At 44.4% G+C, this 15,500-nt stretch carries 16 protein-coding genes; 4 read left to right on the forward strand and 12 right to left on the reverse strand.

What is annotated here, in order from left to right; all coding sequences use genetic code 11:
• Window positions 1–7: 7 nt before the first annotated feature.
• The 7 genes from gltX to ACHBID_RS02325 form a co-directional block, all read right to left on the reverse strand.
• Window positions 8–1,462, reverse strand: coding sequence for a glutamate--tRNA ligase (gene gltX, locus ACHBID_RS02295; RefSeq protein ID WP_394731584.1), 1,455 nt, complete (start codon window positions 1,460–1,462; stop codon window positions 8–10).
• Between the two features lie 71 nt (window positions 1,463–1,533).
• Window positions 1,534–2,814, reverse strand: a complete 1,281-nt coding sequence (locus tag ACHBID_RS02300; RefSeq protein WP_394731585.1) for an MFS transporter — start codon at window positions 2,812–2,814, stop codon at window positions 1,534–1,536.
• Between the two features lie 86 nt (window positions 2,815–2,900).
• Window positions 2,901–3,560, reverse strand: a complete 660-nt coding sequence (locus ACHBID_RS02305; protein ID WP_394731586.1) for a hypothetical protein — start codon at window positions 3,558–3,560, stop codon at window positions 2,901–2,903.
• 4 nt (window positions 3,561–3,564) lie between these two features.
• Window positions 3,565–4,011 carry a LytTR family DNA-binding domain-containing protein gene (locus tag ACHBID_RS02310; protein WP_394731587.1) on the reverse strand — a complete coding sequence of 149 codons (447 nt, stop codon included), beginning with the start codon at window positions 4,009–4,011 and terminating at the stop codon, window positions 3,565–3,567.
• A 136-nt stretch (window positions 4,012–4,147) separates the two neighbouring features.
• Window positions 4,148–4,906 carry a TIGR00266 family protein gene (locus ACHBID_RS02315; protein ID WP_105111067.1) on the reverse strand — a complete coding sequence of 253 codons (759 nt, stop codon included), beginning with the start codon at window positions 4,904–4,906 and terminating at the stop codon, window positions 4,148–4,150.
• A gap of 280 nt (window positions 4,907–5,186) precedes the next feature.
• Window positions 5,187–5,681, reverse strand: a complete 495-nt coding sequence (locus tag ACHBID_RS02320) for a carbonic anhydrase (protein WP_105111068.1) — start codon at window positions 5,679–5,681, stop codon at window positions 5,187–5,189.
• A gap of 137 nt (window positions 5,682–5,818) precedes the next feature.
• Window positions 5,819–6,313 carry a DUF536 domain-containing protein gene (locus ACHBID_RS02325; protein ID WP_105111069.1) on the reverse strand — a complete coding sequence of 165 codons (495 nt, stop codon included), beginning with the start codon at window positions 6,311–6,313 and terminating at the stop codon, window positions 5,819–5,821.
• A 145-nt stretch (window positions 6,314–6,458) separates the two neighbouring features.
• Between ACHBID_RS02325 and ACHBID_RS02330 the strand changes: the two genes are divergently transcribed.
• From ACHBID_RS02330 to ACHBID_RS02345, 4 genes are all read left to right on the forward strand, one after another.
• Window positions 6,459–7,631 (forward strand): NAD(P)/FAD-dependent oxidoreductase, encoded by a 1,173-nt coding sequence (locus tag ACHBID_RS02330; RefSeq protein WP_394731588.1) that lies wholly within the window; start codon window positions 6,459–6,461, stop codon window positions 7,629–7,631.
• A 9-nt stretch (window positions 7,632–7,640) separates the two neighbouring features.
• A complete protein-coding gene (locus ACHBID_RS02335; RefSeq protein ID WP_394731589.1) occupies window positions 7,641–8,333 on the forward strand; it encodes a GNAT family N-acetyltransferase in 693 nt (230 codons plus the stop codon).
• Window positions 8,334–8,415: 82 nt separating this feature from the next.
• Entirely contained in the window at window positions 8,416–9,114 is a 699-nt protein-coding gene (locus tag ACHBID_RS02340; RefSeq protein ID WP_172009838.1) for an ATP-binding cassette domain-containing protein, read from the forward strand.
• A gap of 9 nt (window positions 9,115–9,123) precedes the next feature.
• Window positions 9,124–10,749 carry a hypothetical protein gene (locus ACHBID_RS02345; protein ID WP_394731590.1) on the forward strand — a complete coding sequence of 542 codons (1,626 nt, stop codon included), beginning with the start codon at window positions 9,124–9,126 and terminating at the stop codon, window positions 10,747–10,749.
• Window positions 10,750–10,895: 146 nt separating this feature from the next.
• On the opposite strand, the gene ACHBID_RS02350 is transcribed toward ACHBID_RS02345, so the two are convergent.
• The 5 genes from ACHBID_RS02350 to ACHBID_RS02370 all read right to left on the reverse strand — a co-directional run bounded on the left by ACHBID_RS02350 (window position 10,896) and on the right by ACHBID_RS02370 (window position 15,456).
• Entirely contained in the window at window positions 10,896–11,636 is a 741-nt protein-coding gene (locus ACHBID_RS02350; protein ID WP_257103959.1) for a metallophosphoesterase family protein, read from the reverse strand.
• A 104-nt stretch (window positions 11,637–11,740) separates the two neighbouring features.
• Window positions 11,741–12,385: a DUF4352 domain-containing protein gene (locus tag ACHBID_RS02355; protein WP_257117169.1), complete on the reverse strand. Its 645-nt coding sequence runs from the start codon at window positions 12,383–12,385 to the stop codon at window positions 11,741–11,743.
• A gap of 171 nt (window positions 12,386–12,556) precedes the next feature.
• On the reverse strand, window positions 12,557–13,906 hold the full coding sequence (locus tag ACHBID_RS02360) for a glucose-6-phosphate isomerase (RefSeq protein ID WP_172063867.1): 1,350 nt from the start codon (window positions 13,904–13,906) through the stop codon (window positions 12,557–12,559).
• Window positions 13,907–13,987: 81 nt separating this feature from the next.
• Entirely contained in the window at window positions 13,988–14,530 is a 543-nt protein-coding gene (locus tag ACHBID_RS02365) for a hypothetical protein (RefSeq protein WP_172021011.1), read from the reverse strand.
• Between the two features lie 134 nt (window positions 14,531–14,664).
• Complete coding sequence (locus tag ACHBID_RS02370) at window positions 14,665–15,456, reverse strand: formate/nitrite transporter family protein (protein ID WP_105122278.1); 792 nt, start codon at window positions 15,454–15,456, stop codon at window positions 14,665–14,667.
• Between the last annotated feature and the right edge of the window lie 44 nt (window positions 15,457–15,500).

The raw sequence follows: 15,500 nt of genomic DNA on the forward strand, positions 1-15,500 counted from the left end.
ATTTATCTTACAAACTCTTCAACATATTATCAATATGCTGGATAGATTTTTCACGGCCGAGCAGATAAATGGTGTTTGGTAGCTCTGGTCCGTGCATTTCACCTGAGACGGCGATACGGATTGGCATGAAGAGGTTTTTACCCTTGATGCCTGTTTCTTTTTGGACTGCCTTGATTTGTGGGAAGATATTGTCTGGTTGGAAGTCTTCGTCTGTCATGGCTTCCAATTTTGCCTTAAGAGCGTTGAGAACAGTTGGAACTGTTTCGCCTGCCATGACTTCTTTTTCAGCCTCTGTCAACTCTGGGAAATCAGAGAAGAAAAGATCTGTCAAAGGCACAATTTCATCCGCAGATGACATCTGTGGTTTATAGAGTTCTACTAATTTTTCTGCCTTATCTGTCAAACGACCAGCCTCTTCCAAGAATGGCTTAGCAAGATTAAAAACAGTCTCCAAATCAGCATTCTTGATGTACTCGTTGCTCATCCAATCCATTTTCTTCTGGTCAAAGGCTGCTGGCGATTTGCTGAGACGATTTTCATCAAAGAGTTGAATAAATTCCTCACGCGAGAAGATTTCGTCTTCGCCACCAGGGTTCCAGCCCAAAAGACCGATAAAGTTAAAGACAGCTTCTGGCATGTAACCTTTACGGCGGTAGTCTTCGATGAACTGAAGAGTATTGGTATCACGTTTGGACAACTTTTTACCAGTCTCAGAGTTGATAATCAAGGTCATGTGACCAAACTCTGGTGCTTGCCAACCAAGTGCTTCATAAACCATCAACTGTTTTGGCGTATTGGCAATGTGGTCATCCCCACGGATAACGTGCGAAATCTGCATATCATGGTCATCAATAACAACTGCAAAGTTGTAAGTTGGGTAACCATCACGTTTCTGAATAACCCAGTCACCACCGATATTAGCCCCTTCAAACTCGATGTCGCCCTTAACCATGTCATCCCACTTGTAGATGCCTGCTTCATTGACAGCCAAGCGGACTGTTGGAACGATGCCAGCTGCTTCACGCTCTGCGATGTAAGCTGCTTTTTCGTCCTCAGACATGCCTAGAAACTCATTGATATAACGTGGTGTTTCCCCAGCTGCTTCTTGGCGCTCACGCTCTGCTGCTAGCTCTTCTTCGGTCACATAAGATTTATAGGCCTTACCTTCAGCCAAGAGTTGATCAATATACTGTTGATAAAGTTCCAAACGCTCTGACTGACGGTAATTCTCATGTGTCTCTGGGCTTTCATCCCAATCAATCCCCAACCAACGTAGGTTTTCCAACTGAGAACGCTCACCATCTTCCACATGACGTTTGCGGTCAGTATCTTCGATACGGATGATAAAGTCACCACCGTGATGACGGGCAAAAAGATAGTTAAATAAAGCTGTACGGGCATTACCGATGTGTAGTAGCCCTGTTGGACTTGGTGCATAACGCACACGAATTGGTTTAGTCATGTTTCTCTCCTGTAAAATTTCAATCAAGAACATTATAGCACAGATATGAGTAAGAAAACAGAAAAATCAGCCTATACAGACTGATTTTGAGGTGTTTTTTGATTTCTGATAAGCCAGTAGATAACATATAAAGCTAAAAAAACACTAGTACTCAGGAAAATCCAGCTAATCTGATCAACTGATAATAGCAAGACTAAACCGGATACAACTAGCCGAAATAGAGCTTGACCCAACATGAAGTAGGTGGAAACACCACCTCCTATCGTTGCCAACTGCTCCTCTGGCATGGAATTGACAAATTTTGCATTAAATTTTGGACCACTAGCTCCGAAACCAATTCCCATAGTCGCTAAAAAGAATAGGATGAGAGGCAATTGGTGAGTCAACATTCCTACAAATACCCCCAATAGAGAAAAAGTAGCTGCCACTTCAAGCGTAACCATGCTGGTCTTTTTGAACAAGGTAAAGACCAAAGAGGAACCCAAAATATTTCCGACAAAAAATATTAGAATGGTCAGGGCAAGGGTTGTTTCAACATTAAGGAAGACAAGGCCTGGGTCTTCGCTAATCAAGAGGACCAAAATAGGATAGAGAATAGCTCCGCAGGCATTGATAAGGGGGCTGGTAATCAGGACCAGACGGAACTCGGGAATCTTGCGAAGCTCCACGATTGCTTGCTTGAAGGAAGCTAGAATGCCCGGTCCCTTGTTTTCTGGCTCGGACTGGCTCGGCTGCTCTGCTATTTTCAAAGGCTGCTCCGTCAGGAGTTTGCGAAAGGCTGGCGTCAGCAGCTGCATGATGAGGAGGGCGGCTAAAAAGGTGCCGGCGTTGAGAAAGGCCAGGTTTTGGTAGGAGAGGAGGCCGACCAAAAGGGCAGAGAGGGCCTGAAAGGCAATGTTGAGGAGGCTGGTCACGGTCTGGCGAAAGGCCGAGTACTGCTCCCGCTCTTCTTTGGGCGCTACGCGTAATCCCAGAGGTGTATAGAGGCCGTTTTCATAGAAGCCAGCGAAGTCTGCAAAGACATTGAAAGTTGCAGCCACTACGACAATCCAGAGGGCTGGCTCAAAGCCCATGCAGAAGCCTAGGATGAGGTAGAGTACCGCACGAAAGAGCAGAGTCAGCTTGATAGTGCCAATCTTGTTGACTGTCTTGTCCGCCAGATAGCCTGTAAAGAGCCCCATAAAGCTAGGGAAAATTTCCGAAAAGGTCACAATCGCCAGAGCCAGACGACTGTTGGGTACCAGCAAAACATAGTTCATCAAGGCCAGATAATAGACCACATCACCAAAATTGGACAGCATATCTGCAGTCAGTACCCATAGGTAAGTAGTATTTTTCAAAATCTTTTTCATGATAATTCCTTTCTTTTGAATAATTTCCAGAATATTCTGACTTTTTATTCTACAGAGGAGCCTGGATAGACTGCTCTCTGTTCACTCTAGGTGTAATAGATATTCAAAGTGGAGAAGGCCATATCTCCTGTGATATGTAGCATCTTTTCTCCTATACCAGTTGCATAGTTATTGACAGCAGATATAGAACTATCCAGTTCCACGACCGCCTGCCAATTTGCCGGCAGATAAAGATTAACTGATGAGAAAGCTGCATCTATATGAAACTCAGCCTTATCTCCCAGAATAACCGCTTGATCAAAATAAACCATACTAGAGCCAAAGGCCACTTCCACACTATCCTGGATAAAATTTTCCTCATGAATGTAGCGAGTAGAGGAGCCAAAAGCTATTTCCCGACCCTTATCGCCAATCACCCCTGTACCAACTCCATGAGTTGGTCTGCGCTTCTTGGGTTTAAAAATCAGTTTCAAACCAAGGCACAGCAGGACAAGTGACAGAACCATATTCCAGGTCCCGAACTTCACCCAATCATAAACTGAGTTCACTGCTATAAAAGCTAGACCAAAACAAAAAATACTGTTAAGCCAATCCAGCTTCACCAAGCGGTGAAATCCAGTCACAAAAGTTAAAACAAACCAGACAGTGGTCCAAAAGGGCATGGATAAATGCAAACCTAGTGAATCCCTAAACAAGACCAAGCCTGCCAAGACCAGCAGGGCAATCCCTAAACCATATTTTTTCATCTCTCTACCTCACTTCTCGTAACTTTTCTTTTAATAAATGATAATAATGCCGCGACACATGGACCTCCTTGTGGGTCTGATAGAAGGAAATCCGACTAGTTCCTGAAAAGGATTTGTCCAGCGAGTAGATGGCCTTGCTATTGGCAATAGTTGACTTGGAAACCCGACAAAAATAAGCAGGGAGACAGTCTTCTAATTCATAGAGCTTCATCTTGACTTCATAGGCATCATCCCTGGTATGTCCCATCATCTTGGTTCCATCCGTTTCAAAAAAGAGCAGGTCTTCTAGTTTCAAGAAATATTCACTGGTGCCCTTGTAAAAGACCAGACTAGGACGGCTCAGGCGACTTAGGGCTTGCTGGATTTGTTCCAACTCTGGCCCTAACTGATTGCTTCTGATAGTCACTTCGACTTGTTCTAAGCTGTCATCTAATTCAATCCGAACTTTCATAAGACCTCCTTTGCTTTTTCTGGTTTTATTATATCAACTTACTCGAATTTTGCAAGGGCATTTCAGTAAGTGGTTAGATTTTACAAGTAAGTGGTAAAAATGTGCAGATAAAAACCAGCCAAAGCTGGTCGACTGGTTAAAATATCGCATCTAAAAGTGTTGTGGAACCGCCACCTCCGTCGCCACCCGAAACAGTCAAATGACTACCGATGACATTGGCAAAGGTCTCGATATTAAGGCTTTGTACATAGATTTCCCCATAACCTGAGAATGTATTGACAATCCCTTCACCAGTACCAATAGACTGAAGGAAGCCGTTTTCTAGGTGAATATCATAGTTGAGGTCACGACTCCAGGCTACCACGTGAGCATTATCGATGGTGATGCTTCCACCTGTTAGCTCAATTTTCTTGATGGAACCAAAGGCATTTGCCAAAAGTGTACCCTCGCCTTCTGTAGTCATGACAAAGAGTCCGCCTTGGCCACCAAAGAAGGCACGGCCCACACTTTGGCGTTCCATCTTATATTGAGCAGAACCATCCAAAGCCAGAAAGGCTCCATCATTAAGGCGGTACTGCTTGGAACCTAACTCAAGGGCAATAACTTGACCAGGTGTGGACGGCGCCAGGGCGATTTTCCCGTCATAGCTATTAGATACAGCCTGGGTGATAAACATAGACTCACCCGACACCATGGAGCGACCGATAGCTCCCAGCAACTTACCGAATCCTGAACCACCGCGGGCATTGAGCTTAGTATTTAAGGTCACACTGGGTGTATGGTAAACCATGCTCCCCTGTTGAATATAAGCCGACTCTCCAGCCTCTAAGGCAATTTCCACCAAAGGAAATTGCATATTGCTATCAATTGTGTATTTCATACGATTATCAGACATGAGAGGACTCCTTTGTTTCTTTGTATTATTTTTATAAAACAATTCTACATCAACTCCGAATGACTGTCAAGTATTTTTACAAAAAAAGCCGGAAATAATCCGACTTCACAACTCTGCTCTTAGAACCTATATTCACAAGTAAGGTGCATGTAGATAAGAGATAGTTTTTTGCTAATCAAGGCCGTTTGAGCTGGAATACTGACTGTATTTCGAGAAAAACGAACGCTTAGTAGCAGAAAACTAGCTTTAGCTAAAGATGGCGAGCTGTGAATACAGGTTCTTAGCTGACCTCTGTCATCCGACCCGTATCCACATCATAGACCGCACCTGAAATGACCACATCCTCAGGAATGAGCGGTGATTTCCGCAGTAGTTCCATATCCTCGCGAACACTCTCTTCCACATCTGTAAATGGCAAGAAATCCTGTCCAGCAACGTCCACACCCAGATCCCTGTGGATATGCTCCGCAAAAGCCTCATTGGTAAAGGTCTGCGCACCGCAGTCCGTGTGGTGGAGAACCACAATCTCCCGCGTTCCCATTTGTTGCTGGGAAATGACTAAAGACCGAATCATGTCCTCAGTGACACGTCCGCCAGCATTCCGCAAGATATGGGCATCCCCTAGAGCCAGCCCCAAGGCCTGGGCAACGTGCAGGCGCGAATCCATACAGGTCACAATGGCCACCTTGGTCTTAGGACGCAAGGGCAAATGCTGGGTTCCATGCAAGTCAACATAGGCCTTATTGGCCTTCATAAAATTTTGAAAATAGGACATAAAGCAACCTCCTCTAGAATAGTTTCCGAAATTTTCAGAAAATTATCTGTTTCTAGCTTACCACAATCACTCCTTTATGTCGCAAAAAAGAGAGCGACAACTTGTCACTCCCGAACATTTCCTAAAATAGGATCCCTCTATTTGCCAAATAATCTAGCAAAGAAACCTTTCGGTTTTACCTCTTCCGCCTGGGCCTTAACCTCGTCTAATTCTAACTTGAGAACTTCCTTGTCCGCCATAGCCTTGGCTGTCAACTGCTGCTGTTGGTCCAGCTGCTTATCCTTCTCCGCAATCTGGATATCCTTGACCCGCAACTGCTCATCTTTCTCAGCCAATTGTTGGTCCTTAACCTTGAGTTGGGCATACAAGCGCTCGATTTCTTCATTTTTTCCATCGATGACAATCTCAATCATTTCACGGTGAAGAACTTCGTCGCTGACTGGCTCATCTTCAAAAATCGTGGTCTTGTAAATCTCTTCCAGCTTGACCAGACCCTGACGATTGACCACCGTCACGCCCTTATCATTCTTCTCAACAAACTCATCTGGAAGTGATTTTACCCGGTTATTCATAGCCTGACGGCTGACACCTAAAATCTCAGCCAATTCGCTGACTGTTTTTTCAATTCCCATATTATCCTCAAATACTTGATTTTTCTACTGACTGTATCATTAAAATATTACCATAAGCACCCTAAACTGTCAAATTTAGACCAATAAATAAGTAGAGGGGAGTAACCTGCCAACCAGCTCTGCTATTTTATGATACAATAAAGGCATGAATACAGTAGATACCATTATTATCGGAGCGGGACCTGCTGGCATGATGGCCGCTATTTCTTCCAGCTTTTACGGCAAGAAGACCCTGCTCCTGGAAAAAAACAAGCGTTTGGGCAAGAAACTATCTGGCACAGGCGGCGGACGTTGCAATGTGACCAACAACGGTACACTAGAAGACCTGCTAGCTGGCATTCCTGGCAATGGCCGCTTTCTATACAGCGTCTTTTCTCAGTTTGACAACCATGACATCATGAATTTCTTTCAGGAAAACGGGGTCAAGCTCAAAGTGGAGGACCACGGCCGTGTCTTTCCGACCACCGACCGTTCCCAGACCATTATCAAGTGCCTGGAAATGAAGATGCTGGAAAATGGCGTGGACATCCGCACAGGAACTGAGGTGGTTTCCGTCCGCAAGATTGATGACCTCTTCCATGTCAAGACCAGCGAGGAGACTTTTACAGCTCCCCAGCTGATTGTCACCACTGGCGGCAAGACCTATCCCTCCACTGGCTCGACTGGCTTTGGTCACGACATTGCCCGCCACTTCAAGCTGGAAGTCACGGAGATTGAGGCCGCTGAAAGCCCGGTTCTGACCGACTTCCCCCACAAGAAGCTCCAAGGCATTTCCCTAGACGACGTCACCCTGACCTACGGCAAGCACGTCATCACCCACGACCTGCTCTTTACCCACTTTGGCCTGTCGGGGCCCGCTGCTCTTCGTCTGTCTAGTTTTGTCAAAGGCGGCGAAACCGCATTTCTCGATGCTCTGCCAACCTATTCTGACCAAGACTTGTTTGAGCATTTAGAAAAGAACAGAGAAAAATCCGTCAAGAATGCCCTTGCTGAACTCATGCCAGACCGCCTAGCCGACTTCTTCGCAGAGAACTACGACTGCAAGGTCAAGCAGGTCTCCCAAAAAGACCTGACTAATCTGGTCTCCCTGCTCAAATCCCTGCCGATCAAGATTACCGGCAAGATGTCCCTGGCCAAGTCCTTTGTGACCAAGGGTGGCGTTGACCTCAAGGAAATCAACCCCAAAACCTTGGAAAGTAAGAAAATTCCTGGCCTTCACTTTGCAGGTGAGGTCTTGGACATCAACGCCCATACAGGCGGCTTTAATATCACCTACTGTCTTGCAACTGGCTGGGTGGCAGGGAGTTTGCATTATTAGGAGGGAACCATGCCTATCAATTCATTCGGCCAAGAAATTGGTATGCCCTTGCCACATTACTCCAGTGGTGAGCGACCAAGTCTGGATATTCTTCAAGGAAAAACAGTCCGCTTAGAAAAACTGGGCCTGCACCATGCAGATGATCTCTATCAGTTTTATGGACCAAATGCCAAGAAAGCTGACTGGACCTACTTGGCCCTTGAACCCTTTGCAGACCGTGACTCTTTTCAAGCCTATTTCCAGACGATGTTGGATTCTATTGACCCTTATTATCTAGCTATTGTGGACCAGGAAAGCCAACAAGCCATTGGTAGCTTGGCACTAATGAATATTGTTCCAAATCACCGTAGCATCGAGGTTGGCTGGCTTATCTTTTCTCCACAACTGCAACGGACCCGACAGGCGACAGAAGCCCACTATCTTCTCATGAACTATGTGTTTGAAGAACTGGGCTATCGACGTTATGAATGGAAATGCGACTCGCTCAACCAAGCCAGTCAGGTCGCTGCCAACCGTCTGGGCTTTACCTACGAAGGCACCTTCCGTCAGGCTCTAGTCTATAAGGAACGCAACCGCGATACCGCCTGGTTTTCTCTATTAGACCATGAATGGCCTGACCGCAAGCGTTCCCTTGAAAACTGGCTAAAGGATAGTAACTTTAATGGCCAGGGGCAGCAAAAACAACCCCTATCCTCTTTCTAAATTCAAGTAAAAATCTGCTTGAATTTTTTTGTTTTTTATTGTATGATAAATCCATAACAATATAACAAAAAGGAGATTGGCTATGCAACTGAAATTATCTTCTATTTCCAAGAAATTCGACCATAAAATCATTTTGGAAGACGCTTCTTTTACCTTTGAAAAAGGGAAGATTTACGGCTTGCTGGGGCGGAACGGAGCTGGTAAGACAACCCTGTTTAACTGCATTGCCCGAAATCTGACCTTGGATAGTGGCTCGATTCAGTTTGTAAAGGATGGAAATGCCTTTGACTACGATAATACGGACATCGGATTTACCCAAACCTACCCACAACTGCCTGCCTTTATGACGGCCTATGAATTTGTCCGTTTCTATATGGATATTCACAAGGATAAGCTCAAATCTCCTCGCAGTCCAGAAGAATGGCTGAACTTAGTCGATATCGGAGAAGAAGACCAACATCGCCTGCTCAAGGATTTTTCCCACGGTATGCAGAACAAGGTCCAGTTGCTCCTGTCCTTGATTGTCCAACCTCCTGTCCTGCTCTTGGATGAACCTCTGACTTCCTTTGACCCCGTGGCTGCCCACGAGTTCAAGCAGCTGATTCGGGAAGCCAAAAAAGATTCCGTGATTATCTTTTCCACCCACATTCTACAACTGGCTCAGGATCTCTGCGACGAGATTGTGTTGCTCCATCACCAAGAACTACAGGCTGTTCCGAGTGACAAGCTCCACGACCCTGATTTTGAACAGGAAGTGGTTGCCTTGCTGACAGTAGACTAGGAGGAGCTTATGAAAACCATTCTACGTTATTTTTGGTATCAGGAAAAGTACAACCTCTATCGGACCGTCAACGGATTTTTCTACTATTTGCGAAAACTGCCACTTGTGGGCAAGAGCATTCCAGAGAGTATTTTCAAGTCTTACAGTTTTAAGTCTGGTCTCTTTTTGATCCTGCACATCCTCTCCATCCCCAGTCGTTTTCTTGTCAAGGGAATTTGGTTAACCATCTATTCTTGCATTGCTGCCTTCTGGATTAAACTCCTATCCAACAATCAGCTGGACTTTTGGCAAATCCCGTCAGATACTTGGCTCCTTGGCTTTTCTCTATGGCTGGTCTTTGTTGGCTATGCCTATCGGTTTGGCAAGGGATTTGAGCCTTTTATCGCCAAGTCCGAACGGGAATTCATGCAAAATTTTGGACTTTCCCAGTCTAGTTTTCTCCAGAGCCAACTCTTTGTAGAGCCTATTATCTCCAGTCTGGCCTACCTGCCTGCCTTGCTAATTTTTTCTAGCCTATCAGAAAATTGGCTCTATCTGCCTCTAGGATTACTGACCATTCCAGCAGGAAGCTTTGCTGGACAGGCTCTCAACCGCTGGTTTTTTAATCGACGGATTCTATCCCGCTGTCATTCTTGGCAATCTTGGATTATCTTGGGTACTGGTCTAGCAGCTATTGCCAGTCTTATCCTTTTCCGCAATCATCTGTCGCCCATCTTTTTACTGCCTGTGCTTGTCTGTCAGGTCTTGCTGATTTGGTTTGGCTATCGTTATTTGAAACAACAGACCAACCATCTGGATTATCTCTACTATTGCATGGACCAGTCCTTGCAGATGGATAAGAAACTTTTTGAACTGACCAAGGGGAACGAGTACACCCGACAAGGTTTGCAGATGCAGGCGAAACTGAGTATGGAAACAGGAAAGGACCTGTCCCACCTATCAGGCATGAACTACCTAAACGCTCTGCTATTTGACCGCTACCGAACCATCCTAGAGAAAAAATCCCTCTTTCGGGTCGGCATTCTGGTCTTGATTTTTGCGACCTTGGAGCTCATTCGGTACTTGGACCCTACCTTTACGGTTCCTGCCGAGAAAGGATTTCTACCCTTCCTGCCGGTGACCTTTATAGTCATGTATGCCGGCTCAATGGGGAAAACCATTGCTCAAATGGTCTTTGTCAACTGCGACCTTTCCATGCTCCATTACCCCTTTTATCGGGAACCGCAGACCATTATTGCTGGTTTCAACTACCGATTCAAGCAGTCTATCTTCTACAACGCTCGCTTTGCTGTCACCCTCTTTTTAGGGCTTATCCTCTTTACACGGGCGACATACACTCCTGGCAGCTATCTGCTAACTGCCCTGCTATTGACCAGCCTGACCGCCCTCTTTTCCTTCCATGACCTCTTTATCTATTATATGTTGCAGCCCTTTACCAAAGACATGGAAGTGACCAACCCTGTCTATAAATTTCTCAGTGGAGCCCTCTACTGGGTGGCCTATCTCAATAGCCGCGTAGATATTGGTTCTCACTACTATGTCATCGGCGTGTCATGCCTTCTCCTGCTCTACGTCGGCTTCGGCTATTTCTTTCTCTTGAAAAAGGCGCCACAGACTTTTCGGTTGAAGACATAATACCTTCTGCAAACAACTCTCGTGACCACTCAGACTTTTTAGACAATTTTATCTGAATACACAAAAAGGCGACCACAATCGCCTTTTTTAATATGTCTATTTACAAAATCTTGTTCTCCCCTGTTTCACGGTGGAGCTGATAAAAACTAATCTTCTATCTGCAACTGGAATCGGGTGTGACCGACCACATAGTCTTCGATTGGCCCGTATTGATTGCAGACCAGACCATGGAGGACACCGCCATAGACAGCACCGCCATCCATGCCAATTTTTCCATCACCACTGTCCCAAATCTGACTGATCCGCATCTTAGTTCCAAACAAATTATAGACTGGTGTATGGCCGAAAATAATCCACTTGCCAGTTTCATTAGCTGCCTCGTGGAACTTGGACCGCAACCAAACCATGTCATGCTCACTGGTTTCCCGCCAATCATCCAAGGTCAGGTCAACCCCCGCGTGAACAAAGATATAGAGCTCCGTTTCTAGATAGTAGGGACAAGATTTTAGAAAGTCAATCAATTCCCCATATTGCTCTGAAACCTGATGGGCATCCACCATACCATCCACCGACGCATCCAAGGAACGCCCCAGCAATGAATTGATGGTCGTATCACCACCATTTCTCTGATAATGGTCATAGCGGTCCTGAGGGTCCCGCAACCAGGCCAGGAACATCCGCTCATGATTACCTGTCAGGCAAATGGCTCCCTGATTCTGCACCAAATCCATGACCAATTCCAAACAAGCCTTGGAATCCTCACCCCTGTCAATCAAATCCCCTAAAAAAATCAATTGCTGACGCTCAGGATTCCACTTCTGCAACAAATCAACCAAGAGTTGATACTTGCCATGAACATCCCCGACTACAAAATACTCTGGTTTCATAGACCTATCTCCTTGTAAAACCATTGTACCATAATTTTAGGCATAAGAAAAACCGACCAAGCGGCCGGCAATGAGAAAGAGACTAGAGTTATGCCTCTTGATTGTTATTGTAGGTTAATCAAACCAGTCTCTGTACCCCAAAATCCAGTTTGTACTTTGAGTTGGATACTTGGATCATTTGCTGTCTCTTCTGTAATATCAAAGATGACATTGCCAGTAATGGTACTCTCTGGATTTACCTCAGAGAGGAAGAAATTTGCATCTTGATTAGCAAATAGACCCGCTGACGAATCTGTCTCGTACTCCACTTCACCTTTTAACAAAGTAAAGAAGTCATCTGTTACTGTAATGGCTTTAGTCCCATTATTTTTTACGGTAACATTGAGCAACAAGAAAACTCCATTTGCATTTTTACCAAATTCACCACCAACATTAGTGACAATTTCTTTTGAATTTACAATATAGGTTACATCACCAACTGGTACTTCTTGCCCAATGCCATAGGTCACCTCTGCTGGCTTCTCCTCTGCTTTTTCTGAGCTACTTGCTGGAGTCTCCGTATTTGCCTGGCTTGTTTCCTGTGTTGAAGGTTGGCTTGAGGTTGTTGTTCCCTCTTTACCGCCGCCAAGTGCATTGCCTAAAGCTCCAAGTACAATTAAACCTGCCAACACGATAAACCAAATCCGTTTGTAAAATGGTTTCTTCTGTACATAGACATTGCCATGCTCATCCCTAATTTTCTTTGCCATAATAGCCTCCTAAAGAATGTTATATGTCCATTATATATATATATATCGGTTGTCAATAGATAAATGCAAGAAAATTTAGAGAAAAATTACTTTTTTAGACAATAGACACCTAGACACACAGACAGGATTTGAGGCATAAGAAAAACCGACCAAGCGGCCGGTTCATATTCATTACAAACGTGCGTTCAATTCTGCACCGAGTTCTTCAAATCCTGGTTTACCAAGAAGAGCGAACATATTTTTCTTGTAGGCTTCTACACCTGGTTGGTCAAATGGGTTGATGGCATTGAGGTAACCAGAGATCGCAATTGCCAACTCGAAGAAGTAGAAGGTGTAACCAAGTGTGAATTCATCTTGTTGCGGAAGAGTGACAAACATGTTTGGTACGCCACCATCTGTGTGGGCAAGAAGTACTCCGTCCGTTGCTTTTTTGTTTACAAAGTCAACATCCTTACCTTGCAAGTAGCCAAGACCGTCAAGGTCTTCTGCCATTTCAGGAATCAAGATATTTTTTCTTGGTTTGTCAACACGAACTACTGTTTCAAAGATATTGCGGTTTCCTTCTTGGATAAATTGTCCAAGTGAGTGCAAGTCTGTTGAGAAGTTAGCAGATGTTGGGTTGATACCTTTTTGGTCCTTACCTTCTGACTCACCAGCCAATTGTTTCCACCATTCGCTGAAGTATTGAAGTGATGGCTCGTAGTTAGCCAAGATTTCTGTTACATAGCCTTTTCTGTAAAGAATGTTACGAACAGCTGCATATTGATATGCTTCATTCTCAGCAATCTTATCTGAAGTATAAGTCTTACGAGCTGCGTTTGCACCTTCCATAAGGGCATCAATGTCCGCACCAGCTGCTGCGATTGGCAAAAGACCAACTGCTGTCAAGACAGAGAAACGTCCACCCACATCATCTGGAACTACAAAGGTTTCCCAACCATTTGCGTCCGCTTCAACCTTAACAGCACCTTTTGCCTTGTCAGTTGTCGCATAGATACGCTTGTTAGCTTCTTCTTGACCGTATTTCTTGACAAGCAATTCTTTGAAGACGCGGAAAGCAATAGCCGGCTCAGTTGTTGTACCTGATTTTGAAATCACGTTTACTGAGAAGTCCTTATCTGCCACGTAGTCCACCAAGTCAGCAAGGTAGCTTGATGAGATAGAGTTTCCAGCATAAAGGATTTGTGGAGCTTTGCGCTCTTCACGAGTTTGCAAGTTTACAAATGAGTTGCTCAAGAAATCAATAGCAGCTTTGGCACCGAGGTAAGAACCACCGATACCGATAACCACCAAAACTTCACTTTCATTTTGGATCTTAGCTGCGGCTTCCTTGATACGCGCAAATTCTGCTTTGTCGTAGTTTTCTGGTAAATCCAACCAGCCGATAAAGTCGTTACCAGGACCTGTTCCTTGACGGAGCATTTGGTCAGCTAGAGTAACTTGTGGTTGCATATAGTCTACTTCTTGAGCACCAACAAATTGGCCCAAGACTTTTGAATAGTCAAATGTAATATGTGTCATGTCATTCCTCCATTTATGTACCATAATATGATAACGCTTTATCATGTTTTTTTCAAGGGATTTGTGAATTTTCATTCATTTTCATGAAATGGTTTGTGCTAGACCTGCTTTTTGATTGGATTTCCGATGATTTTTAGCGAATATCTTGTCTGACAATGTCTCACCCTCTCCCAAGACAGTGATACATTTTGGCAGGCAAATGGATAGTAGATAAAAAGGGAGCAACACTAGATACCAAATAAACATAACCTCAAAAATAAAGCGGGAATTGTTTCCTCTTTGAACATAGCGCTTCCTGTATTCTTCTTTCAAGGAAAAGTGAGGAATGTAAATATGGAAGGAAACTGGGTGTTGAATGAACATCTTAACCATCATGCGAAGTAAAAAATTCATTGCCACCAGAACCGTCTTGCCCTCATGCTCCAGGGCATAGGCCCTGTCAATATAAGTCTGACGGTAGCCCTTATCCTTAATAGGCCGCGGCACAGACTTCCTCTCTTCTTTGGTCAAATGGCTGACGCTCGAATTGTCATACTTGATGTCAGACATCTCTAAGTCTACGATGGCTGACGACTGTTTCGCAAGGGTCGATTTTCCCGTACCAGGAAAGGCAAAAATAAACATAGAATCTCCTCCTTTTCCCAGTAGAATAGCAGAGTAGACTAAAAAATACCTTAATGTAAATATATTATAGGCATTTTAGAGTATTTTTCAAGACCTATTTGAAAAAATCGGTATGGGGTCTGAGAGCTTGTTTTCTAACCTTCCTTATGCACTGTTTTGGTCTCATTGAGCCAAGCATAGGCAATCCCGATAAAGAGACCTCCACCTATCCAGTTGCCAAAGAAAACTACGGTCCACTGGCGAAGAATATTGACCAAATCAAAACCTTTGATGTTGTCAACAGGGCTAAATCCAGCCAGCGAAAAAGAAGCAAAGTTGGCAATCAAGTGCTCATTGATGAGGAAAACAAACATGAAAATGGCAGATAGAGCCACAAAGAACTTGGCAGATTCCTCCTTCAGGAGCATATATCCCATAATAGCCATATTGACAAACATATTGGCAGTAATGCCCTCGATGAAGTTCATCCAATCTGTCTTGGCCAACTTGAGCTGGACCGCATTGATTACAAAACTCTTATCTGTCAGTTGCTGGAAGGAAAAAGATTGATTGAATAGATAGGCCAAGACAATAGCACCAATCAAGTTAAAGAAGGTACAATAAAGCAATATCGTGCAGACCTTCTTCCAGGAAATCTGCTTGTAGTAGCCTCCTACTGTTAGATACATCATATTGGATGTCGCTAATTCGCCATTGAAAATCAAGACAAAAATCAAGCCGATAGCAAAGATAAAGGTAAAGACAAAGCGAGCCAGGGCCGGAAATTGGCTAGAAATGACATCCGCACCGATAATTCCCACAGCCGTTGACATGGTCAGATAGGCCCCAGCAAACATAGAACGCAGGGCATACCGCCCCAAACTCTCATCAAAGAGAGCCTCTTTTTTGGCACAAGCCGCACCGATTTTCTCCTTAAAAACTGTCATAATCTCCTCTTTCTAATAAAATCAGAAAGGAAAAGTGCCCTGAT

The organism is Streptococcus sp. A25 (assembly GCF_043674095.1).
In the GTDB taxonomy this organism is placed as follows: Bacteria; Bacillota; Bacilli; order Lactobacillales; family Streptococcaceae; genus Streptococcus; species Streptococcus suis_V.

Excerpts from the sequence above, each read along its gene's own strand:
- ACHBID_RS02300 (WP_394731585.1), bottom strand. The coding sequence starts at position 2,814 with ATGAAAAAGATTTTGAAAAATACTACTTACCTATGGGTACTGACTGCA.
- ACHBID_RS02330 (WP_394731588.1), top strand. The coding sequence starts at position 6,459 with ATGAATACAGTAGATACCATTATTATCGGAGCGGGACCTGCTGGCATG.
- ACHBID_RS02325 (WP_105111069.1), bottom strand. The coding sequence starts at position 6,313 with ATGGGAATTGAAAAAACAGTCAGCGAATTGGCTGAGATTTTAGGTGTC.
- ACHBID_RS02305 (WP_394731586.1), bottom strand. The coding sequence starts at position 3,560 with ATGAAAAAATATGGTTTAGGGATTGCCCTGCTGGTCTTGGCAGGCTTG.
- ACHBID_RS02365 (WP_172021011.1), bottom strand. The coding sequence starts at position 14,530 with ATGTTTATTTTTGCCTTTCCTGGTACGGGAAAATCGACCCTTGCGAAA.
- ACHBID_RS02345 (WP_394731590.1), top strand. The coding sequence starts at position 9,124 with ATGAAAACCATTCTACGTTATTTTTGGTATCAGGAAAAGTACAACCTC.
- ACHBID_RS02315 (WP_105111067.1), bottom strand. The coding sequence starts at position 4,906 with ATGTCTGATAATCGTATGAAATACACAATTGATAGCAATATGCAATTT.
- ACHBID_RS02340 (WP_172009838.1), top strand. The coding sequence starts at position 8,416 with ATGCAACTGAAATTATCTTCTATTTCCAAGAAATTCGACCATAAAATC.
- ACHBID_RS02310 (WP_394731587.1), bottom strand. The coding sequence starts at position 4,011 with ATGAAAGTTCGGATTGAATTAGATGACAGCTTAGAACAAGTCGAAGTG.
- ACHBID_RS02335 (WP_394731589.1), top strand. The coding sequence starts at position 7,641 with ATGCCTATCAATTCATTCGGCCAAGAAATTGGTATGCCCTTGCCACAT.
- ACHBID_RS02355 (WP_257117169.1), bottom strand. The coding sequence starts at position 12,385 with ATGGCAAAGAAAATTAGGGATGAGCATGGCAATGTCTATGTACAGAAG.
- ACHBID_RS02320 (WP_105111068.1), bottom strand. The coding sequence starts at position 5,681 with ATGTCCTATTTTCAAAATTTTATGAAGGCCAATAAGGCCTATGTTGAC.
- ACHBID_RS02360 (WP_172063867.1), bottom strand. The coding sequence starts at position 13,906 with ATGACACATATTACATTTGACTATTCAAAAGTCTTGGGCCAATTTGTT.
- ACHBID_RS02350 (WP_257103959.1), bottom strand. The coding sequence starts at position 11,636 with ATGAAACCAGAGTATTTTGTAGTCGGGGATGTTCATGGCAAGTATCAA.
- ACHBID_RS02370 (WP_105122278.1), bottom strand. The coding sequence starts at position 15,456 with ATGACAGTTTTTAAGGAGAAAATCGGTGCGGCTTGTGCCAAAAAAGAG.
- gltX (WP_394731584.1), bottom strand. The coding sequence starts at position 1,462 with ATGACTAAACCAATTCGTGTGCGTTATGCACCAAGTCCAACAGGGCTA.